Here is a 20,758-nt window from a genome sequence, read left to right on the forward strand (position 1 = left end):
ACGATGGCTCAGCCTAAAGCCTTGTTAATTCGCTCGCCTGGAACCAACTGCGACCAGGAAACCGCCTTTGCCTTCGAGCAGTCGGGTGCCACCGCCGATCGCGTGCACTTGAACCGCCTGTTGGAAAAGCCTGAGCTACTTCACGATTATCAAATCCTCGCCCTTGCCGGGGGCTTCAGCTACGGCGACGACATCTCCGCCGGCCGCATCGTGGGCAGTTTGTTCCGTCATCACCTGATGGACGCCGTCAAGAAGTTCCACGAAGACGGCAAGCTGATCCTGGGCATCTGCAACGGGTTTCAGATCCTGATCAAAACAGGTTTGCTGCTGGCCGACGACGAACAAGGCCTGCCATCCAGCACGCTGGCCTGGAACGACTGCCATATGTTCCAGGATCGCTGGGTGAACCTGAAGACGGCCGGCAACAAGTGCGTCTTCCTGCAGGGCATCGAGCAGATGTACCTGCCGGTCGCTCACGCCGAAGGACGTTTCGTAGCTCGCGACGAAGCGACGCTCAACGCCCTGGAAGCCGCCGGTCAGCTTTGCTTGACGTACGCCGCCAATCGCGTCGGGGAGGACGCCATCACCTTCCCCGACAACCCCAACGGTGCCCAGCGTCACGTCGCCGGCGTATGCGATGAAACCGGCCGCATCTTCGGCCTGATGCCCCACCCCGAACGCTACATCGACCGAACCCACCACCCCCGCTGGACCCGCGGCGAAGGGACCGATCCTGGTGAAGGTTTGAAGGTGTTCCAGAACGCCGTGGCGTTCTTTGGCTAAGAAATGTAGGGCCCGCGTGTCGCGGGTCGGATACCGGGTACCAGCTTCACGACCCGTGACACGCGGGCCCTACCTTACCCGCTTGCCGCAGCCGCTTCCTGTTTCCGTCGGCGGGCATCGACCACGCGGCGGATGATCTCGTCGGCGATCACGCCGGCCAGGATGACGATGCCGATGACGGTGCCTTCCAGTTCGGAAACTTGCAGCGTTTCGATCGCCTGGTAGAGTTCTCGCAAAATGGCCGTGCCGAGGATCACGCCTACGATCGATCCGGTGCCGCCGCGAAGGCTGCATCCACCCAGGACCGCCGCGGCGATCGCGTACAGTTCGTAGAAGGTCCCGGCTTCGTTCGGGCCGACGCTGTTCAGGTCGATGGCGAATAGAATGGCCGAGATGCCGGCCATCAGCGAGCATACCATGTACGCCGCGATCGTGATCCAGTCGGTATTGATCCCGCTGTAACGGGCCGCTTGCTCGTTGTTGCCTAGCGCCTTCAGATAACGCCCGAAGGTCGTCTTGTTCAAGACCAACGCCGAGAGAACGCCCAGGATCAACAGCATCCACAGGGGAAGCGGTATCCATAGAAAATCGGCCGAGGTCAAATAGGCGATGTCGGTGCCACCATCCGGCGTGACGAAGTTCGAGATCTTGTCGTCGTGCGCCAGGTAGCGTGCGACGCTCCGAAGCACCAGCAAGCCGCACAGCGTGACGACGAACGGTTGCAGCTTTAGCTTCGTGATCAACAACCCATACCCGAGCCCAATCAACATCGCGCCGACCAGCACGATGACCATCGCCGCATACGGGTTCATCTGCTGATCGTTGATCAAAATGCCAAACTGCACGCCAACCAACGCGACCATCGACCCCATGGAAAGGTCGATGCCGCCGGCGATGATCACAAACGCGGCCCCGATCGCCATGATCCCGTACAGCCCGGTCCAACGGGCCATGATATCGAGGTTGTAGCCGCTGGCGAATGTCGGAGCGATCAACGCCGTCACGCCGAAGATGGCGAAGATCAACAGCAATAGAACAATATTCTTAAGCATTCAGTGCTTCTCTTATTCGGCGGCCGTCAACTGCTGACCGGTGGCAAGATGCATGACCGCCTCTTCACTGAGTTGGTCTCGTGACAGTTCCCCCGACATAGCCCCTTCGTGCATCACCAGCACGCGGTCGGCCATTCCCAGGATCTCTTCCATTTCACTCGAAACGAACAGAATTGCCACCCCTTTGCGGGCAAGCTCTTCCATCAGTTCGTAGATTTCGTGCTTCGCTCCCACGTCGATTCCGCGGGTCGGTTCATCCAGCAGCAGTATCTTCGGGTTCATGGCCAACCACTTGGCGATAACCACCTTCTGCTGGTTGCCGCCGCTGAGGTACTGGATGATCTGCCGCGTGCTGGGTGTTTTGACCCGCATTCGCTGGACCATGTCGTCGGCCAGCTTTTGTTCCTGCCGCGGGTCGATCCACGAGAAGGTGGACAGCCGATGCAGCCCCGGCAGCGTGGTATTCTGCCCGACGTCCATCGGCAAGACGAGCCCCTGCTGCTTACGATCTTCCGGCACCAGGAACATCTCGTGGGCGATCGCATCCTGGGGAGATCGAATCGTGGCTGGTTTTCCCGAGACCTCGATCGTGCCCCTTTCTGGCGGATGGATGCCAAAGAGGGTCTCAAGCAGTTCGGTCCGCCCTGCCCCGACCAGACCAGCCAGCCCGACAATCTCGCCGGCTCGTAGCTCGAAACTGATTTCATTGTGGGGATGGGCATTCGTGCGAACGTTGTTCACGCGAAGCACCACCTCGCCCGGGGTCATGGGCTGGTGAGCGTAAAACTGATCGAGAGAACGCCCGACCATCAGCCGTACCATGTTGTCGTGCGAGATCTCTTCGCGGGCCAATTCGCCACTGTTCTGACCATCGCGCAGGGCCACCACCCGATCGCACACGCGGTGCACTTCGCTCAGGCGGTGCGAGATGTAAACGATACTCACCCCGGATGCTCGCAGCGACTGGATCACCTCGAACAGCCGTTCGACCTCGCGGGCCGAAAGACTCGAGGTCGGCTCGTCCATGATCAACAGCCTGGCGTTGCAGGAAAGTGCCTTGGCAATTTCGACAAGCTGCTGCTGACCAATCGATAGATCTGCCAGGGTCTTGCGCGGATCGACCTTCAGCCCGACCTGGTCGAGATACTTTCGCGACAGCGCGTTCACCTGGGCCTGATCGATCCAACCGAGCTTCTTCGGCTCGCGGCCGAGGTAGATATTGGCACCGACCGAAAGGTTATCGCACAGATTCAATTCCTGATGAATCAGCGCGATGCCCAGCTCCAGCGCGTCGGTCACGCCGCGAATCTCTACCGGCTTACCTTCGACGCGAATGGTGCCGGAGTCAGGCGATTGGATGCCGGCCAGGATCTTCATCAGCGTGCTCTTGCCGGCGCCGTTTTCGCCGATGACGGCAATCGACTCGCCGGCACCCACCTGCAGCGAGACTTCCGACAAAGCCTTGACGCCGGGAAAGCGTTTCGAGATTCGCTCGACTTCTAAAAACGGAGGGGGTGAAGACTTCATAGGCAAGTCGCGATTAACTCTCCGCTTCGGGCGAGGTTTCTTCCTTCATCGGCGTCGGCTCGGAAGTCGACTCCGGCGAAGGCTCTTCCGCTGGTTTGTCTTCCTGGGTTACTTCATCCTTGGGCAGATACTTGGCGATCTCTTCAGGAATCGGCTTATCCAGCAGTTCGTCGATCACGCCGGCACTGCGCTCCTGGGCGTTGAGTTGTTCCATCATGCCGACGAAGATCATCACGTCGCCGCCGTCGGGAATGGCTTCCTTCACCAGGCGTCCCACTTCGCGGCCGGCCAGGTAATTGTGCGTGCCGATGTAGAACTTACGCTTGCTGTTGGGGGCGTCCGAGTCGTGACAGATGACGTTACCATGGAACGCTTCCACCGCCTTGTTGATCAAACCGGTTTGGCTCTCCGGCGAACTCGGGCTCATGGCAAGTGCCTGGCAGCCATCGCCGATCTTGCGTTCGATGAAACGCTTTTGCTCTTCCTGCGTACCATTTGGCGGATGGTAGACTTCGCACTCAGCGTTGAAGATCGGCTCGGCAACGCGAACTCCTTCTTCGGCATAGTTCCAGAAGGGATCGACCGTATTGGTCAGGAAGGCGATCTTCACCTTCTCGCTGGTGTCGTAATTCGGCTGGTTGTGCGGAGGCGGCGTTCCGTTGCCCGCTTTGATGCGGTTCAGTTCGGCCTGAAACTCTTCGACGTTGTCCTTACGGATGGCTTTGAAGGGAACGAAGATCAAATTGCTTTCCGGGATGTCGAGCGACTGCCCGCGAGCCAAAGCCGAGAGAAACTCAACCGACTTGTATCCGAAGACGAACGGCTGCTGAACGACCGTGCCGTGTACCTTGCCGTCTTCGATTCCTTTGAGCGTGACCGGGTCTTCATCAAAACCGATGACTTGAATCTGGCCCGTCTTGCCGGCTCCTTCGACCGCACTCAAGATCATGGGCGGATTGTAGGCCCACAGCCCAACCATCGCTTTCAGGTTCGGATTGTTGGCAATCGCCGACTCGGCATTTTGCTTGGCCCGGGCATGGTCGGTGTTGTCGGTACGAATCCCAAGAATACGATACTTGCCTGCTTCGATGGGGAACTCGTAACCGCCGCTACCGGCTGCTTGATTCTCCGTCTTGGCGCGGCAACTGGCAAAGGTCGTAGCGACCAACAAAACCAACAACAGTCTAGGAAGTCGATTCAAGGGAAAGATCCTTCGAGGAGTTATGGCGAGGGGAAAACCCGAGAATTTGAAGAGAAAAACGCTATCTTAAGCCGCAAACATGCTCAAGGCAACTATCCTACGCGTTAAAGCGCATCGCCGGGCAGCTTCCTGCCCATCGCGATAGGTAAAGCCGGTACAGTTTGACCGATGGCACCAGCCAGACGATTATCCACGCCAAAGGTATTCTCCAGTGGAGGATCACGCTACATTGCCTACGAGCAAATCGCTTAGCATGGTCTCGGATTGATTTTCAACGACCCTAACGAGGACTCGTTCGATGGGAATGATTGGTTGTTTCTGTGCCCTGGAGGATGAAGACCTTGAGGCGATTATCCACGAGCCCAGAAGAGTTCATCTGCTTTGGGATGATTCCATTCCGCCGCGTCGGCAACCTTCGTGGCTGGCTCGGTTGTTTGGAGCGAAGTTGCATCCTGAAACCGAAGTCGATTCGTGGCAGCTTTCGAAACCGGTTTCCGAAACCGATGTCGACAAGGCCTGGCATGGCATCCACTTTCTGCTGACCGGGACCGACTGGGAAGGCGAAGGCCCGGAGGCGTTCATCGTGCATGGTGGACAGGAGATCGCTGAAGAAGTTGGCTATGGCTACCCACGCGGATTTACTTCCCAAGAGGTCAAAGAGATCGACGCGGTACTGTCGTCCATGGATGCTCAGAACCTATATGACAATGCTGATCCTGCCGAATTCGCCAAGTACGGAATATATCCGGAAGTCTGGAAAGACGAACCGAAGGAAGAATGTATTGGTTACGTCACCGAGTACTTTCAACAATTGCAAGCATTCGTCTCGGAAACGGCCGCATCCAATCGCGCGATGATTGTTTATCTGGGGTGATGATCGCCGGCGGTGTCATCCGCTGTGCTCGCCAGACATACCCTCTTCGGCTTGTCGGACAAGTTCCAGACTCTTCTGCACGACTTGCGTTCGCCACTTCGCATCGGCCGGGCAGAAAAGTTCTTTAAGGAATTCCTTCGCGCGTTGCGTGCTCGCATCCTCTCCGCTGCCCCAGTGATGGGCCTGGTTCTCGGCCCGCAGACCAGCAAGGACCTTCACGGGCGAATACGTTCCGAACTCGGCACAGGCAAACAGATAATCCGGGGCGAACTTCTGGGCAACGCACCACTGCCCGAAACCACCTTTCGCATCGTAGGCAATCTCGCTATCCACGTTGGCTTCGAACGAATCCGCCCCAAAGGTTTGGGTGAGGGTCTCCCGTTGAAGGTCGGTCAGCTTGTAATCAATCAACAGCTTCCAAGTCCCCCAGGCGCCTAGGCCCGTGTGAAAGTCAAGATGCATGACCTGCTCGCTGCCTGCCAGCCAGCGGGGCATGTTCTGCTGCAGGATCGTCTGCATGTGTGACGGCCCCTTGCCGCCAAAGAACAATCCTTGCGGGTAGTCGTACTGGCCCGTTGCGATCGCGCTGCGAAGTTTCCTCATGCCATGCTGCATGATCAACCAGGCGGCCTTCGCAGTGAAGGGTTCCCACGATGATGGTGGCCGCTTCGGGTTGAGAAACGGATCTAGTTCCGCATAGCCAGGCGGCGAGCCTGCGAACGGCTGGCCAGCAAGCAGGAAGTTGCGGTTGGGGTCGACGTTCTCTTCGTTGAACCGCCGGTCCCAGGCAAAGCCATACGCATTGAGGCCATGCAGCATGACGATCTTCGCGGTTGGCACTGAGTTTCCGGACCATTGCCCAAACATCGCCATCTGTACGGCCGAACCGAAATAGCCTTCGACGCCGTGGATTCCCGACGAAATGACCAGCACCCGGCGGGGATCGCCAGCCGAGCAAGCCACGTCGAATGCCAGTTCCTTTCCATCGGGACCTTGGGCGCCGATCGCATGGGACTCGAGCGCGAAGCCCAGCTTTGCCGTGGCTTCGCGAAAGCGAGCCTGGGCCTCGGGATAGTCTTTCGAGAAGTATTCAAGCGGGTTCAATGCGACCTCCTGAAAAGGTAAAAGCCGCTGGCAGATCACTCCACCAGCGGCTCTCTTTTACCAAGGTACTTCACGTAGTCATAGGTTCAACATGATCACGGGTGGTGAAAACTAGTTGCCCGTTGGCAAACCAATTTTAACACCTTCGTTCTTCAGTTGTTCACGAATGTACTGGAATCGCTGATAGCCGGAGAGGGTCAGCGGCCCGGTATACGTTTCGCTTTGCAGTTTTCGTGGCGGGTACTCGACGTAGGTCTTCATCAAATTCACGATCGCGTCATTGAACGTGACCATCGTCCAGGTACGCTCGGTGTAGTTGTTCATGAAGATGTCGTAGCGTTCCTGCGGATCTTGATACAAGTCGAAGATCTGCGGCACGGTTGCCACGTAGCTTTTGGCACCTTTCCAACCCAGGTTGGCATCGACCGCCAAACCACCGGTTGCCTGACCATCGTCGCCACGCAGGTTGAAAACGGCCTTGTAGTTGCGGACGCGGGCCGCACCTGGAGTGAGTTCGTCTTCGGTGAAGTAGAACCACGAATCGCGTGGGCACTCGCCCGTTCCGGTTAACACTGGTGTGATGTCAAGACTATCGAAGTAGATCGGCTTGTCTTCCTTGTCCTTCTTCGGCAGTTGGATACCGGCAACCGAGGCAAACGTGGCCATCAGGTCCAAGCCGCCCACGATGTCGTGGTTGCGAACGCCTGGCTTGATTTTGCCGGGCCAGATGGCGATGGCCGGGACGCGGTTACCACCTTCGCGCACGGTACCCTTGGTGCCGCGAAACGGCGTGTAACCGGCATCGGGGTAGACGTCTTGCCAGGCACCATTGTCAGTGGTGTAGAAGACGAGGGTGTTATCGTCCAGCTTCAATTCACGAAGCTTGTCCATGATGTTGCCGATTCGGGCATCCAGCTCGACCACCGAGTCGGCGTAGTTCGACTTCGAGAGAGACTTGTGCTTGAACTCCGGTGCCGGCATGTTCGGCTGATGCACCTTCATGAAGTTGATGTTGATGAAGAACGGCTTGTCAGGCGTCTTCGCCGCTTGTTCCAGAAACTTGATGCCTGACTGTTCGACGTACTTGTCCATGAAAGGAATCCCGACGACTCCCTTTTCAGGCGTATCGACGTACTGGCCGTTGACCTTCCAGTCTTCTTTGGCTGGCTCGCCTGCTTTGCCCGACAGGGATCCCTTGGTCACCTTGTCGAACATCTCGCGTAGCTTCGGATCCATATCAGGGAACCAGGTCGGATCGCCGTAGGTGTACGCATTGCAGTGATAGAGAAAGCAGTGCTCCATTTCGTCGTAGCCGTGGGCATTGGGCAGTGCGAAATCGGCTTCACCCAGGTGCCACTTGCCGGTGAAGTAGGTTTGGTAGCCGGCCGTTTTCAAGACCGAAGCCAAGGTCCATTCGGCCGCCGGCAGACCGCCCCCTTGGCCTTGGAAGGCCACGGTCGTCATGCCGCTGCGATTAGGAATTCGACCGGTCTGCATGGCAGCGCGACCAGGCGTGCAGCTCGGTTGAGCGTAGAAGGAGAAGAAGGTCATCCCTTCGGCAGCCATCCGATCGATGTTCGGCGTCGGCATACCACGCCCGACACCTCCTCCGTACGGACCAAGATCTCCGTACCCGGTATCGTCGGATACGATGAACAAGATGTTCGGTTTCTTATCCTGGGCATGGGCCGTTACGGCCAGCCCCAAGATGGCCACAAAGGCCAAGGACAAACAGCGGTAAAAACTCAAGTGTGACATGCTCTCAGTTACCTCATAGTCGCAAGATAGAATGTCGAGGGTCATCTCCCTCGTACCAATTCAATGCAGTAGATGGATGGCGAGTATCGCTAACATGCAAGCTGGCTGCACTTCATCTCCGGTGAGCGAAGCGTTTCGATCTCATAAGCCGCGGCTGTGTTTAAAGAACCCCCGATTGCCGCCATGAATAGAACTGCCCCGCGATAGATCGCTAAACGAAATTTATGACGCGCATGGAGCGATTGCAAATAAAGATTGTCTGAAAGCCGTAAGAACAACGAAACATTTCATTTAGTTTGCCGCATCATCCATTGATGCGTCCCAATTTTCACTTGACTATAATGTTTCTCGACTCACCTAACACATCATTTCCCTTCTCGTGGAAGTACCATCATGCCGTACCACCTACGACTGATCCTTTCGCTGACGTTCGCTATTCTGATGCTCAGTGCTCCACGGCTCGAAGCCCAGGAGGCCGGCCGTTTCGCGATTCCTGAAACCAACGAAGGCCTGGCAGGCGATGGGCCGATTCGCCGCTACGATTGGTTCCGCAATCTCTGGCAAAGCCGTCGCAGCAACTGGTCGAAGCAAGTCAAGAAGGATCAAAACGCCGTCGTCTTCTTGGGGGACTCGATCACCCAAGGCTGGGGCGACAACATGGGTGGCAGCTTCGGCGACATGAAGGTTGCCAACCGCGGCATCAGCGGCGACACGACGCGCGGCATGCTGCTGCGATTGAAAGAGGATGTCCTTTCGCTCAACCCCAAGGCAGTCGTCATGCTGATGGGAACCAACGACCTGGAGGAAAAAGCCGAGCCGGAAACGATTGCCGCCAACGTCAAGTTGATCATCGCAGCACTTAAGAAGCATGACGGCGAGATGCCGATCATCTTGTGCAAAGTTTTTCCCAGCTCCGCAAAGAAGAGCCGCCCGGCCGACAAGATCAAGAAGATCAACCAGCTTTACGAACAAGTCGCTCATGGCGATCCTCATGTGATCGTGCTCGAAACATGGCTTCCCTTCGCCGATGAAAACGGCGACGCCAAGGCCGAGGAGTTCCCCGACCTGCTGCATCCCAACAAGCAAGGCTACGCCAAGTGGGCCGCCGCGCTGACGCCAATCTTCGCGACGCTGGGCTACGTCGAAACGGAAGCCGATCCGTTCGAGCCGGAGCCTGGCTTCGAGAGCCTGTACAACGGCAAGGACTTAACCGGCTGGATGTTCAAAGCCAACCCTGAGCGCAAGGGGAAGAAGATCAACATCGCCTGGCCCATCTTCGAAGAAGACATCGTCTTCGACGGCAAGACCGAAAGCGTCGATGGCCGCTACCAGGCAGTTGGCGATCGTATCGTCGTCACTACGCCCGCTGAAGGGCGCCGCATTCAGCAGATGTGGACGAAGCGTGAGTTCCCCAATGACTTCGTCCTGAAGCTCGAGTTTCGGGCAACGCCCAACGCCGATAGTGGCGTATTCCTGCGAGCCCCGCAGCTGCAATGTCGCGACTATTCCTTGGCTGGTCCGTACAAGGAGCTGAAGAACTACAAGCCGCAAGACTGGAACGAACTAGTCGTCGAGGTCACCGGCAACACGGCCCGCTGCACCTGTAACGGTGAGGTTCTGGAAGAAGCGTTCAAGCTGCCAGACACCGGCCCGATCGGCCTGGAAGGAGACCGCGGGCAGATGGAGTATCGCCGTATTCGGGTGAAGGAAACGAAGTAGCACTTCGCCCATCTTCTCCAGCAGAAACTTAAAACCGCAGGCCCCGGGCGTCTGCGGTTTTCTTGGATAACTTTGCCGCGAGTTGTTGCCTCATGCGAGACACGTGGCCCGAGTCACTCTTCCAGTGTCACGTCCAAAGTGATCTCGGTATCCAATACCTTGGAAACAGGACACCCGGCTTTCGCCTTGGCGGCCAGTTCTTCGAATTGCTCCTTGGTCGCCCCTGGCACCTTACCGGTCAGCGAGAGGTGAATCGAGGTGATCGCGAAGCCGTCATCGACCTTCTCTAACGCGACGACTGCCGAGGTCTCCAACTTTTCGGCCGTGAGGCCTGCTTCGCCGAGAATCATCGACAAGGCCATCGTGAAGCAGCCGGCGTGCGCCGCACCGATCAACTCCTCGGGATTGCTTCCCTTCTGCCCCTCGAACCGGGTCGCAAATCCGTAAGGGTACCCGCTGAGTGCTCCGCTTTCGGTCGTAAGCCCTCCCTTGCCATCTTTCAGACCACCGCTCCACACCGCCGAACCACGTCGCTTGATTTTCATAACTGGTACCTTTGAAACAAATGCCATGGAAATACTTCTGTATATCGTAGGCGGACCAGGTTCAAAGGCCACAATGGAAGCCCGATCTGCCAACTTAAGTCAGTTGGCCCGGTTCGCCAATAATTCATTGGCATTCCCTCAGTTGGAACCTCACAATGACCCAATCAACAGGTTTATCTACCAGCGAGATACGACCGTCCAACGTGGCTTAGAAGTCGGGGAAATTCGGATGAGCACGATCTATTCGAGCGGCATGCTCTGTCGCAGTCTTTTGGTATGTCTATGTGTTTTGCTTGCGACGAAAAATGTTGCCAATGGTCAAGAGACCTCCGCACCGGACAGCGGTTCACCAAGTGCCACCACAACGATCAGCGGCGAACAGTTGCCGGCACCTGAGCCACCGTTTGGCGGCGTCATTCAGCCGGACGCGTTGAAGTCGAAACCGTGGTGGGCGCCGCGCATCGTGCCGCCGAAACAGGCCCCGAACGTTCTGTTGATCATCACCGATGACGCCGGGTTTGGCGTTCCCAGCACGTTTGGCGGCGTGATCCCAACGCCCACGATGGACCGCATTGCGAAGAGTGGTTTGCGTTACAACAACATCCATTCGACCGCGTTATGCTCGCCGACCCGAGCCGCACTGATCACCGGCCGGAATCATCACTCGGCGGGCTTCGGCGTCATCTCTGAGCAATCGACCGGCTTCCCAGGCTACAACAGCATCATTCCCGAAGATAAATGCACGATCGGGCGAATCCTGAAAGACAACGGCTATTCGACGGCCTGGTTCGGCAAAGACCACAACACGCCAGCGTTCGCGGCCAGCCAGGTCGGCCCGTTCGATCAGTGGCCAACCGGGATGGGCTTCGAATACTTCTACGGATTCGTCGGTGGCGATGCGAATCAATGGGAACCGAACCTCTTTCGAAACACGACACAGATCTATCCCTTCAAGGGTCAAGAGAACTGGAATCTCGTGACGGCGATGTCGGAAGATGCGATCGACTACATTCATCGGATGAACCAGATCGATCCGAGCAAGCCGTTCTTCATCAAGTACGCTCCGGGGGCAACGCACGCTCCGCATCATCCGACGCAGGAATGGGTTGACAAGATCCACGAGATGCACCTGTTCGACGATGGTTGGAACAAGCTCCGCGAAACGATCTTCGAAAATCAAAAACGTTTGGGAGTCATCCCGGCCGATACCAAGCTCGAGCCTTGGCCGACCGACGTGATTAAAAATTGGGAAGACTGCACGCCGGAAGAGCAGAAGCTGTTCATCCGTCAGGTTGAAGTCTTCGCCGCCTATGCTGCCTATAACGACCATGAAATCGGCCGCGTCGTTCAAGCGGTCGAAGACATCGGCGAACTTGACAACACCTTGATCATCTACATCAACGGCGACAACGGCACCAGTGCTGAAGGAGGACCGCTAGGCACGCCCAACGAGGTCGCCTTCTTCAATGGTCTGAACATGTTGCCGGTCGACGTCCAAATGAAGTGGTACGACGTGTGGGGCACCGAAGAAACCTACAACCATATGTCGGCCGGCTGGTCGTGGGCTTTCGATACGCCGTTTACCTGGTTCAAGCAAAACGCCTCGAAACTGGGGGGCATTCGACAAAATATGGCGATCTCTTGGCCTGCCGTCATCAAGGACCACGGCGGCATGCGAAGTCAGTTCTGCCATATCATCGACATCGTGCCGACGATTCTGGAAGTCTCGGGCATTCCAGCCCCGGACGTCGTCGATGGCATTCCGCAAGCTCCGATCGAGGGAACAAGCCTGGCCTACACATTTGACGCGGCCAACGCGGACGCTGCTTCCCAACACAAAACGCAATACTTCGAGATGATGGGCCAGTGGGCACTCTATCACGAAGGATGGCTGTTGAGCACGAAGGTCAATCGAGCCCCTTGGGAAGCATTCGGTGTCGCCAATCCCGACCCGCTTAATAACCAGGTACTAGAACTTTACGACCTGACGACCGACTTCAGCCAGTCCAACAACATCGCCGACCAGCACCCGGATAAGATCAAAGCGATGAAGCAGATGTTCATCGCCGAGGCATCCAAATACCACGTTTTTCCATTGGATGCATCGGTCGGGGCGCGACTGGTCGCACCACGTCCCAACATTACCGCGGGACGTACCGAGTTCGTCTATACGCGACCGATGACCGGTCTGCCGCAAGGGGACTCGCCGATGTTGCTCAACTCGTCGTATACCATCACGGCGGAGATCGAAGTTCCGCAGAAAGGTGCCGAGGGGATGATTCTGACCTCAGGTGGTCGGTTCTGCGGCTACGGCTTTTATCTGCTCGAAGGAAAACCGACGTTTTTGTGGAACCTGGTCGATCTGAAACGGATCAAATGGCAAGCCAGCGAACCTCTTTCGCCGGGCAAGCATACGATCTCGTTCGACTTCAAGTACGACGGCCTCGGAGCCGGCACGCTGGCCTTTAACAACATGAGCGGACTTGGCCGTCCAGGGACAGGCACCCTGCTGGTCGATGGCAAGGTTGCCCAAACCATCGAAATGGAAAAGACGGTTCCCATGATACTGCAGTGGGACGAGTCGTTCGACATCGGGTCCGATACCCTCACCGGGGTCAATGATGAAGACTATCATCCCCCGTTCCCGCTGACGGCCAAGCTCGAGAAGCTGACCATCAAGATCGATCGTCCGCAGCTTTCGCCGGAGGACATCAAGAAACTGGAAACGGCCCAGCGCGAGAACAGTTCCAGCGAGTAATGACTCTTCGATCAACTCGATAAAAAAAGACCGCCGGCAAAAATGCTTGGCGGTCTTTTTCGTGTTCGACTTGCTTATGGGGTAAACGCCTGACGGCACGACGCTTAGTGCGTGGTGTTGGTGGCGGTGTTGTTGCTGTTGGGATTACCGGTCGATGGGCTCCCCTTAGGTGCACAACCGACAATAAAAGCAGTCAGGGCTACGAGAACCAACAAGGATCCGAGCTTCTTCATTCGAATTTCTACCTTTGTGAAGTGTCCAAAAATTTGCCTAGTTACTTAACTATCTTACTTGAAAATAAGAGATTTTCCAAAGGGGGTGATTTGGGTTACCCAAGATACCCAGGCCATAAAACCCGACTGGTCCCGATAACGGGACAACTCAGGCCGCTATCGTAGTTTTCGGTTTGGAAGTCCGAATATTGATGGTATTCACGGATTCTTAGGGCCACGGATTGGCTGGGAAAGTCTCACTTTGACGACCATCGGTACATCACCATCGTTTTCCTCCTCGCGTCGCCGGTCGCCTCGTTGCTTGTACGGCTCGTGGGAAGTGGGACCACAATTGGGGGAAGGCACGTACTTCCGCGTCTTTCGAGCACGTCCCAGCGAAGGTTCTTTCAGTGGTTGGGACTTCGCCCTGAAAACGATTCGCCCCGAGTACAAAGGGGATCGTCTGTTAGTCCAGCGTCTTTGCCGTGAAGCGGACGCAGGCAGCGAAATCACATCGGCCCACATCGTGCCGGTCATCGACACGCGGCCTGGTTCGTTCGTCGTCATGCCCCGTGTCTGGGGACAAACGCTTTCGCAAATCCTCAGCCAAGGCAAACCATTCCCCCTGGGCAGCGCCGTGTGGACGACTCGGCAGTTGGCTCAAGGGTTAACGCATGTGCACGAGGCCCGCTGGATACATGGCGACGTGAAGCCCGATAACGTCGTCCTTTCCAGTACCGGCCATGCCACGCTGATCGATCTTGGCTTCGCCCAGCGCATCGATCTGAGCCTGCCGTGCTCCAGCCGAAAGTGCGATCGCCAAGGCACGCTGCGGTATCTGCCGCCCGAGATGCTGACTACCAGCGTGCCCATACTGCCCCAGGCCGATACGTATAGCCTGGGCGTCATCTTGTTCGAGTTGATCACCGGACGTCAGTTGTACGACCAGACGTCCACCGACGCGATCGTCCAAGCTCAACTGTCGCAGCGAGCCCCCAACGTTCGGTCCCTGGTTCCGAACGTTCCGGGCTCGCTCGATAAGTTGGTCAGTCAAATGCTGGCCAAAGATCCGCTGCGCCGCCCCTCGCCAGATGCCGCCCTGGTGAAGACGCTGGCCGCGGTGGAAATCGAATTGCTCTCGCCTGATCCGAAGATGAAGTTCGCTGCTTAACATCTCTCATGTCCCCTCGCCCCTTGGGGGATAGGGTGAGGGGGCATCTCGCAAGTTGACAGCGCATGCGCAACCAGAGTTCCGATCGATAAGAACAACATCCATCGGCGACTCACTTCAAACCTCGCTCAAAAACCCTCACTCTAGCCCTCTCTCCACGAGGAAGAGCGGACAGCAATTCAGGGAGGCCCGCGTTCTTTCGTGTTGCCCACGGTGGGTGCCGCGCCCAAGTCCGCTTGGGCGTGTCTTGGCTTTGTGCCTGCGATGGTACCAATCGATACTTCTACGGCGACCTCCTTCGCACGCCCAAGCGGACTTGGGCGGGGCACCCGATCCATCGAGCGCTGCTTGAGCAGTTTCTGCAGACGTTTGATTTCACTCCCTTGGCGGTCGAGCACTTTCAAGTGAAACGAAACCCACGCCAGCGCGCGGTCCAACTTCTTGGCCGTGGGAACCTGGAGTCCGTCAATGATTTCGCCAACGAGAGAAACACGCTCTGGTTGCTCAGGACGTTTCGGCCGTGATGGCCGCGCTGGACTGATCTTCTTTGGCCGAGAAGGGCGTGTCTTCGCTTTAGCAGGAACCTTACCCGCAGGCTCTGTCTCGACCGGTTCGTCCTGCGGCGAAGGATCGACCGCGAGGACCATCTGACCGACGACGTCCGCCAACACTTCCACCAGCGTCCCACAGGCCGAGCACACGAATGTCTTCCCCGCGCGCACGACGACCTGCGGTCCGCTCTCAGGCGAGAGCGATCCGCGGCGATCCGTTTGTGCTGGGGTTGATGACATGGTGATAATCGTTGGATTGAATTTTTTCCGAAGCCCTGAAAGGGCGGCATAATCGTGAAATGGGTTTCGATTCTGTCGCCCTTACAGGGCTAGAGTTTTCTCGAATGAATTACCAGGGGCTTGCGCCCCTGGCTATTATCTGTCGCCCCGTTGGGGCTAGGAGGTTGTGCTTGTGGACGTAGCTTTTAGGGAAGAGTCCCCGGGCGAGAGTTAGGTATACCAGCCTGGGTGTGCCGGAAGATAGTGCGCGCGCCGATTTTGTTGTGAGTGCTTCGTATCACGCGCGATCCATCGGAAACGAAGAACGTTCCCTGGACTAACTTCAGAGGGGTGACAGGGCACTCATGGTCCGAGCCCGGAGTTGGTTGAGCACTTCTTCGGACTGCAGGAGAAGCTCTGGGTCGAAATGCTCTCGCTCTTCCTGCTTCGCCATCGTGATGGGCACGTCACTGGTCACGTCTGGGGAGGAAAGCGGTTCTTCCAGTCCGATGGACTGCCGCAGTTTTTGAATGACCAGCAAGGCATGGTGGCGGACTTGATCGTTCCCAATGAAGTGAATGGAGTCGCTGGGCAACGTCAGGGCATAGCGATAATAGTCGATCCAACGCTCGAGCCAGTAGTTGTCGTCGGCCGGATCAAACCGCGTCAGTTGGCTATTGGGCAGCAGAAAATCCTTACGATGCAGCCCAAATTCGTGGTGGCCCAGCATGTCCATGTAGTCGATGACAAATGGCTGCCGCTGCTGAACGGCGCAATGAATATTGTGTTGTCGCTTCAAACTCAACGCGTGTTGAACCGGCTCGCGAAATACTAAAGCGAGCACATAGTTCTCACGCTGCTGCAGGACCGACTCGGCGCGCAAGAGGAAGTTATTGTTCTTGCTCAGGTAAACATGGTCCGGGCGAACGTGACGGGCCACCAACGATTCGAACGCGTCAATGTCCTGCGGCGACACCTCGTGCCAAGAGAGCCCATTCTCACGGTAGTATTTCTCTTTCGTGATGAGTCTCCAGAAGTACTCGTCAAACGCTTCGGGAGAGTCGAGATCGACGAAGATACCATCCTGATGACTTCGCTCTTTCGCTTCCGACTTCGCGCGATTCACGCTTCGCCACAATCGCCCGGACATGGGAAACGGCATATTGCGATAGGTCAGGCTCATGAACTGCGGATCGTCGTGCAGTTCCCGCAGCAGGGCCGTCGTCCCAGCCCGCGCGAGACCGGTGACGACCAAGGCCTTGTCGATTTTCTTTTCCCCACCATAGACCGCATTTTCCAAACGATGGATCGTCCAGTTGGTGCCTGGGACGCCTAATGTTGCGTAGTAGAGCAGTTGTTTCGCCGGCGGATACTCGTCGTGACGAGGTTTCTTGCGAATCACCAAGTATCCGGCGATCAGCACCGCGCTGACAACGGCCACGGCAACGCCCATATCCCATGCGGAAACCCCTTCAAAACTGATCAGCAGCAGCGGCAGAAGCGAAACGGCAACGACGAGGACCACCAGCATGCAGAGCCACAACAGGCGGAGCAGGATGTTGACCGCATGTTTCTGGCTCAGCGCGAGATGTTCGTGATCGTCGAGTCCATAACGGTTCATCTGGTAGACGGCGATGCCAACCGTCTGCAAAAACGAATCGATCGCACGCATGGTACCGGTGCCCCAGAACAAGGCGATACCGAGAACGGCACTAAGAAAGAACGTAGCGATCAACATGGCTACCGATCTTGATTCTCTGCTGGGCTACTTTCCGCTTGCGGCAATTCCGCTTCCTTGGAACTGTGGTTGGCGTTTCTCATCTTCAAGCGAATCGGCAGGTAGATGAACGCATAAAAGAGGAACAAGCCAGCAATCAGGATGCCCGCGAGCACCACGAGGGCCCCCGCTCCGATTCCTGGTCCGATGTATGAGAACAACATGAGGGGCAATCACTCCACCAGGCGAAACCAGAACGTACGTCCCATTTTGCCTTCGCTATTTCCAGGAATAATACACTTGTAATCCGTGCCGTTGGCGAGATCCGAGACGACGAAGAAATCCTGGTCGCCTGGTTCGATGTACAGAATGTCATCCTCCTTGAAATAGCGAACGCGTCCCTGAGTTTTGGTCTGACAGTTTGTCTTCTCGAAAACGTCCGCGAAGAGAACGTCGTACTGATCCGTTTCGAAGTTGTAGGTCACAAAACGGTTGTACTTTCCACGATGAAACTGCGAGCCAGCCCCCCGAACATGAAACACGTTGTTGTCGAACACGCCGATCGTTGAGTCGTCGATGATACTGACGTCGTGCTGGCTGGACCAGTACGTGGCGTTACTCCACAGAATTTCGTCGGTGGATGGCCGATACTGCAGAACGCAATGGATGTCGCGGAGGCTGATGAACAAATCCCCCTGACGGAAATGCTTCCGATCTTCGAGTACCGGTTGGATGTCGTTGAGATGATAGACATCTTCCGCTTTTCGATTGTGATGCGAAAAGTCGAACCGGGGATTGGCCTCGAAGATCTCTTTCATCGACTTGCGAAACAGCACCTGGCCGGTCTCGTTGTGAAGCCGGACAAGCTGATCTTCGCGATAGGGCAGTTTCTCGTCGGCGACGACCGTACACATCCACAGATGGCCTTCGTGATCGACCTCGATGGAGTGATGCTTGATGTCCTCGGCGGCCCAAAGCAGATCTCCCTCGGCGGAAAAACAGCACAGGGTTCGTCCGACTTGCGCGACGAGTCGATTCCCTTCCAGGATGGTTGGCGTCCCCAGGGGCATGCGGGGCAGCGTATCCCAATAGTCGTGAAACGTTGGGTAATGCTTCATGTGACGCGTGAGCCAGGTGTGATAAATGGGCGCCAGCGTGTCCCAGTTCCACTCCCATCGATGCAGCACTTCGCCGGTGCTCAAACGCATGAGCGAAACACTGAACGAGTCCGAGTCGCGGTGAAACTGGCTGTACAGATACTTGAACTTATCGGGGACCGGAACCACGTCTTCGCCGACGACGTACAGATTCGGCTCGTCCGGTCTTACTTTCTCTGGTTCAATTTGCGTATCGATCAATGCATCGATGTCTTTCACCATCTGTCCGACGTCGGTGGGCAACTTACGCAATCGCAAGAGTTGCTCTTCGACGGCCGAAAGTCGCGATTCGCCCGAGGATTTTTTGGCCTCTAGGTGACTGCCGAACGCGATCCCCAGCAACACCAATACCGTCAGCAAGAACACCCAGCGAATACGAAGGATCAACTTCTCGAACGCAGAGGCATTGGCAGGCGTCTTGTCGTGATTGTTTTCGTCCGCCATGAGATTGCGACTGACTGCGAATTCGCTTAAAAACAAGGTCAAAAATCGATGTCCGAGACACTTCCTTTGGGTGGATAGCCCGTCAATCTACAAGCTCCATTTCGCCTTGTCTAGCATCGAAAGCCGCGCGGCCCGAAGTAAGAATTTTGAGCGAAGCCATTGTTAAATAATGCTTATAAAACGCGTGAAACTGGAGCAAAACGCGGGGCAACTCAGCCAGTCTCGCAAACGAGAAGCGTGCACCGACCGGGGCGTTGGAGTGATGTGCTGTCGGGATGACAGGCGAAAGTATTACCCCAGGCGCCAAGTTCGCCGCTAGAATATCAGGTGACCTTCGCATGGTCGATCGAGATTGCCAACTCGCTCTATCCAACCACGACTTCCATGAGGTCATACCGTGCTTGTTCCCATGATCGCCGTCACGCTGATTGTCATAGGCCTGGCCCTCTTCTGCTATTGGCCAGCGGTACAAAGACCAACGCTCGACAAGTGGCCGCCGATTTCGGACGACGAGTTCATCGCACGATGCTCGCCGGGAGTCGATCGCCAGCGCGCACTCAAGGTTCGCCGGATTGTTTCCGAGCAGTTGGGCGTGGACTACGACCGGGTTTATCCTGAGCAGCGATTTGTGGAAGACTTGGGGGCTTAGACGGAAACGATGGAGCCACGACTGTTGGACCACTCACTAGGGGAAGCAGATTACTACGATCCGCGCGACTACGCAGGCGTCTTCCGGCGGCTACTGATTTACTTCATCGACTTGGTCGTGCTCGTCATGCTCGGCGTGCTCATGTGGATTCCCCTCATGTTCTTGATCATTGGGGGTGTCATCCGTACCGATCCCAGCTTTCTGTTCTGGACCACTTATCTGCTGGTCGTCTGGGGCTACCTGGCGCCGATCAAACGCTCTCGGTTCGGGACGCTCGGTTATCGCCTGATGGGGATCAACATCGTCTCGGCCCAGGGAGGTCCTCCTTCGCTGCTGGTAATGACCGCGCGGATGCTGATCTGGATCTTGACCCCATTCAGCTTATTCGTCGACCTGTTTTGGATTGGGGCAGATTCCGAACGGCAGATCTTACGAGACTGCTACCTGGGCACCTACCTGATCAAGCGAAATGCGAAGGCAATCGGGCGAGGTCCGGTGAATCTCACAAGGTACTTTGCCATGAGCTTTGCCCTCGCATATCCGCGGGTTCGCCGCCCCAAACCTACGGACTAGTGAGATAGTGCCCGCTAACCGCCCATTTCACATAGGTTCGAAGCTATTGCAGTCGGCGGCTCAATTCACCTAATCCCCAAGCGAAAAGGGCGCGATACATAGTGTGGGTCACCCTTTCCAAATCTCCTTCGTAGAACTTAGCCGCCCCATTACTTAAAACACCACGCTTTAATATCTCGCTAGAGATCCGCTCGCATTCCTCGGAAAACTCGCGGAGGATCATCTTTCCGCCTGCATAGGCAACCGCCTTTTCCAAGGTAGTCGCAGCGCCAGCTTGCTTTTGCACGGCCAATTCAAGAACCAAACGCCGAAGTTCTTCCTGGTGCTGAAACACCTTCCATTTGAGTGTTCTAATTGGAGGCTTTTTCAATTCTTGACGCAATGGAGGTATCAACGCGCCAACGCTTGGCAGCAAGGCAATGACTCGTGCTTCACACCCCTCGAGAAACTCCTCATTGACGGGCATTACCTCCGCACCAATCCAGATTCTGTAACCGACATTCAACCTATCCAGCGCCCCATCAGGCACATCCATCGGAGTTATCCACAGGTCGACCGTTGCCATTTCATCGGTTTCTTCAAGGGCAACAAGGGACACGAGTATGTCATCTTCTTCGAGTCGACTTAATGCCGCATGCCTGCTTCCACCAATCGGCTTGGCCGGAACAAACGCATGTTCCTTTCTCAGAGTTTTAAATGCACGATAAATATCTTTAGTCAGCGACATGCGTCAACTTCCTTTCG

General features: G+C 56.4%; 19 protein-coding genes. 7 read left to right on the top strand and 12 right to left on the bottom strand.

Features of this window, described 5'->3' with window-relative positions; genetic code table 11:
* The first annotated feature begins 3 nt into the window (after positions 1-3).
* Positions 4-783 carry a phosphoribosylformylglycinamidine synthase I gene (gene purQ, locus Pan97_RS17085; protein ID WP_144974612.1) on the top strand — a complete coding sequence of 260 codons (780 nt, stop codon included), beginning with the start codon at positions 4-6 and terminating at the stop codon, positions 781-783.
* Positions 784-857: 74 nt separating this feature from the next.
* Here the strand turns inward: purQ and Pan97_RS17090 are convergent, their stop codons facing one another.
* From Pan97_RS17090 to Pan97_RS17100, 3 genes are read right to left on the bottom strand one after another with little or no spacing between them, the layout of a single operon-like run.
* Positions 858-1,835: an ABC transporter permease gene (locus tag Pan97_RS17090; protein ID WP_144974614.1), complete on the bottom strand. Its 978-nt coding sequence runs from the start codon at positions 1,833-1,835 to the stop codon at positions 858-860.
* Positions 1,836-1,847: 12 nt separating this feature from the next.
* Positions 1,848-3,362 carry a sugar ABC transporter ATP-binding protein gene (locus Pan97_RS17095; protein WP_144974616.1) on the bottom strand — a complete coding sequence of 505 codons (1,515 nt, stop codon included), beginning with the start codon at positions 3,360-3,362 and terminating at the stop codon, positions 1,848-1,850.
* Between the two features lie 13 nt (positions 3,363-3,375).
* The gene (locus Pan97_RS17100) at positions 3,376-4,563 is read right to left on the bottom strand and encodes a substrate-binding domain-containing protein (protein WP_144974618.1); all 1,188 of its coding nucleotides are present in this window, start codon (positions 4,561-4,563) and stop codon (positions 3,376-3,378) included.
* A 298-nt stretch (positions 4,564-4,861) separates the two neighbouring features.
* Here Pan97_RS17100 and Pan97_RS17105 point away from each other — a divergent pair, with 298 nt between their 5' ends.
* Entirely contained in the window at positions 4,862-5,437 is a 576-nt protein-coding gene (locus Pan97_RS17105; RefSeq protein WP_144974620.1) for a YfbM family protein, read from the top strand.
* Positions 5,438-5,452: 15 nt separating this feature from the next.
* Here Pan97_RS17105 and Pan97_RS17110 read toward each other — a convergent pair whose 3' ends face one another.
* Both Pan97_RS17110 and Pan97_RS17115 read right to left on the bottom strand, forming a co-directional pair.
* A complete protein-coding gene (locus Pan97_RS17110) occupies positions 5,453-6,541 on the bottom strand; it encodes a M14 family metallopeptidase (protein ID WP_144974622.1) in 1,089 nt (362 codons plus the stop codon).
* 111 nt (positions 6,542-6,652) lie between these two features.
* Positions 6,653-8,299: an arylsulfatase gene (locus tag Pan97_RS17115; protein ID WP_144974624.1), complete on the bottom strand. Its 1,647-nt coding sequence runs from the start codon at positions 8,297-8,299 to the stop codon at positions 6,653-6,655.
* 393 nt (positions 8,300-8,692) lie between these two features.
* On the opposite strand from Pan97_RS17115, the gene Pan97_RS17120 reads away from it, so the two are divergent.
* A complete protein-coding gene (locus tag Pan97_RS17120; RefSeq protein WP_144974626.1) occupies positions 8,693-10,018 on the top strand; it encodes a GDSL-type esterase/lipase family protein in 1,326 nt (441 codons plus the stop codon).
* 113 nt (positions 10,019-10,131) lie between these two features.
* Here the strand turns inward: Pan97_RS17120 and Pan97_RS17125 are convergent, their stop codons facing one another.
* Positions 10,132-10,563, bottom strand: coding sequence for an OsmC family protein (locus tag Pan97_RS17125; protein ID WP_174819548.1), 432 nt, complete (start codon positions 10,561-10,563; stop codon positions 10,132-10,134).
* A 229-nt stretch (positions 10,564-10,792) separates the two neighbouring features.
* Here Pan97_RS17125 and Pan97_RS17130 point away from each other — a divergent pair, with 229 nt between their 5' ends.
* On the top strand, positions 10,793-13,321 hold the full coding sequence (locus Pan97_RS17130; protein ID WP_196782135.1) for an arylsulfatase: 2,529 nt from the start codon (positions 10,793-10,795) through the stop codon (positions 13,319-13,321).
* A gap of 104 nt (positions 13,322-13,425) precedes the next feature.
* Here the strand turns inward: Pan97_RS17130 and Pan97_RS27050 are convergent, their stop codons facing one another.
* The gene (locus Pan97_RS27050) at positions 13,426-13,554 is read right to left on the bottom strand and encodes a hypothetical protein (protein WP_261341401.1); all 129 of its coding nucleotides are present in this window, start codon (positions 13,552-13,554) and stop codon (positions 13,426-13,428) included.
* A gap of 319 nt (positions 13,555-13,873) precedes the next feature.
* On the opposite strand from Pan97_RS27050, the gene Pan97_RS17135 reads away from it, so the two are divergent.
* Positions 13,874-14,704 carry a serine/threonine-protein kinase gene (locus Pan97_RS17135; RefSeq protein WP_165698816.1) on the top strand — a complete coding sequence of 277 codons (831 nt, stop codon included), beginning with the start codon at positions 13,874-13,876 and terminating at the stop codon, positions 14,702-14,704.
* 179 nt (positions 14,705-14,883) lie between these two features.
* Here the strand turns inward: Pan97_RS17135 and Pan97_RS17140 are convergent, their stop codons facing one another.
* From Pan97_RS17140 to Pan97_RS17155, 4 genes are all read right to left on the bottom strand, one after another.
* On the bottom strand, positions 14,884-15,495 hold the full coding sequence (locus Pan97_RS17140) for a hypothetical protein (RefSeq protein ID WP_144974630.1): 612 nt from the start codon (positions 15,493-15,495) through the stop codon (positions 14,884-14,886).
* Between the two features lie 322 nt (positions 15,496-15,817).
* On the bottom strand, positions 15,818-17,212 hold the full coding sequence (locus Pan97_RS17145; RefSeq protein ID WP_144974632.1) for a hypothetical protein: 1,395 nt from the start codon (positions 17,210-17,212) through the stop codon (positions 15,818-15,820).
* Positions 17,213-17,214: 2 nt separating this feature from the next.
* A complete protein-coding gene (locus tag Pan97_RS17150) occupies positions 17,215-17,415 on the bottom strand; it encodes a hypothetical protein (RefSeq protein WP_144974634.1) in 201 nt (66 codons plus the stop codon).
* A 9-nt stretch (positions 17,416-17,424) separates the two neighbouring features.
* Positions 17,425-18,792 (bottom strand): arylsulfotransferase family protein, encoded by a 1,368-nt coding sequence (locus Pan97_RS17155; RefSeq protein WP_144974636.1) that lies wholly within the window; start codon positions 18,790-18,792, stop codon positions 17,425-17,427.
* A gap of 397 nt (positions 18,793-19,189) precedes the next feature.
* On the opposite strand from Pan97_RS17155, the gene Pan97_RS17160 reads away from it, so the two are divergent.
* Positions 19,190-19,441 (top strand): acyl carrier protein, encoded by a 252-nt coding sequence (locus tag Pan97_RS17160; RefSeq protein WP_144974638.1) that lies wholly within the window; start codon positions 19,190-19,192, stop codon positions 19,439-19,441.
* Positions 19,442-19,465: 24 nt separating this feature from the next.
* Positions 19,466-20,014 (top strand): RDD family protein, encoded by a 549-nt coding sequence (locus Pan97_RS17165; RefSeq protein ID WP_165698817.1) that lies wholly within the window; start codon positions 19,466-19,468, stop codon positions 20,012-20,014.
* 43 nt (positions 20,015-20,057) lie between these two features.
* Here the strand turns inward: Pan97_RS17165 and Pan97_RS17170 are convergent, their stop codons facing one another.
* Positions 20,058-20,741, bottom strand: a complete 684-nt coding sequence (locus Pan97_RS17170) for a hypothetical protein (RefSeq protein ID WP_144974642.1) — start codon at positions 20,739-20,741, stop codon at positions 20,058-20,060.
* Positions 20,742-20,758 lie beyond the last annotated feature (17 nt).

Origin of the sequence: Bremerella volcania, assembly GCF_007748115.1 — a bacterium.
Classification (GTDB): domain Bacteria; phylum Planctomycetota; class Planctomycetia; order Pirellulales; family Pirellulaceae; genus Bremerella; species Bremerella volcania.

Excerpts from the sequence above, each read along its gene's own strand:
- Pan97_RS17130 (WP_196782135.1), top strand. The coding sequence starts at position 10,793 with ATGAGCACGATCTATTCGAGCGGCATGCTCTGTCGCAGTCTTTTGGTA.
- Pan97_RS17120 (WP_144974626.1), top strand. The coding sequence starts at position 8,693 with ATGCCGTACCACCTACGACTGATCCTTTCGCTGACGTTCGCTATTCTG.
- Pan97_RS17115 (WP_144974624.1), bottom strand. The coding sequence starts at position 8,299 with ATGTCACACTTGAGTTTTTACCGCTGTTTGTCCTTGGCCTTTGTGGCC.
- Pan97_RS17140 (WP_144974630.1), bottom strand. The coding sequence starts at position 15,495 with ATGTCATCAACCCCAGCACAAACGGATCGCCGCGGATCGCTCTCGCCT.
- Pan97_RS17095 (WP_144974616.1), bottom strand. The coding sequence starts at position 3,362 with ATGAAGTCTTCACCCCCTCCGTTTTTAGAAGTCGAGCGAATCTCGAAA.
- Pan97_RS17155 (WP_144974636.1), bottom strand. The coding sequence starts at position 18,792 with ATGGCGGACGAAAACAATCACGACAAGACGCCTGCCAATGCCTCTGCG.
- Pan97_RS17150 (WP_144974634.1), bottom strand. The coding sequence starts at position 17,415 with ATGTTGTTCTCATACATCGGACCAGGAATCGGAGCGGGGGCCCTCGTG.
- Pan97_RS17105 (WP_144974620.1), top strand. The coding sequence starts at position 4,862 with ATGGGAATGATTGGTTGTTTCTGTGCCCTGGAGGATGAAGACCTTGAG.
- purQ (WP_144974612.1), top strand. The coding sequence starts at position 4 with ATGGCTCAGCCTAAAGCCTTGTTAATTCGCTCGCCTGGAACCAACTGC.
- Pan97_RS17090 (WP_144974614.1), bottom strand. The coding sequence starts at position 1,835 with ATGCTTAAGAATATTGTTCTATTGCTGTTGATCTTCGCCATCTTCGGC.
- Pan97_RS17170 (WP_144974642.1), bottom strand. The coding sequence starts at position 20,741 with ATGTCGCTGACTAAAGATATTTATCGTGCATTTAAAACTCTGAGAAAG.
- Pan97_RS27050 (WP_261341401.1), bottom strand. The coding sequence starts at position 13,554 with ATGAAGAAGCTCGGATCCTTGTTGGTTCTCGTAGCCCTGACTGCTTTT.
- Pan97_RS17125 (WP_174819548.1), bottom strand. The coding sequence starts at position 10,563 with ATGAAAATCAAGCGACGTGGTTCGGCGGTGTGGAGCGGTGGTCTGAAA.
- Pan97_RS17145 (WP_144974632.1), bottom strand. The coding sequence starts at position 17,212 with ATGTTGATCGCTACGTTCTTTCTTAGTGCCGTTCTCGGTATCGCCTTG.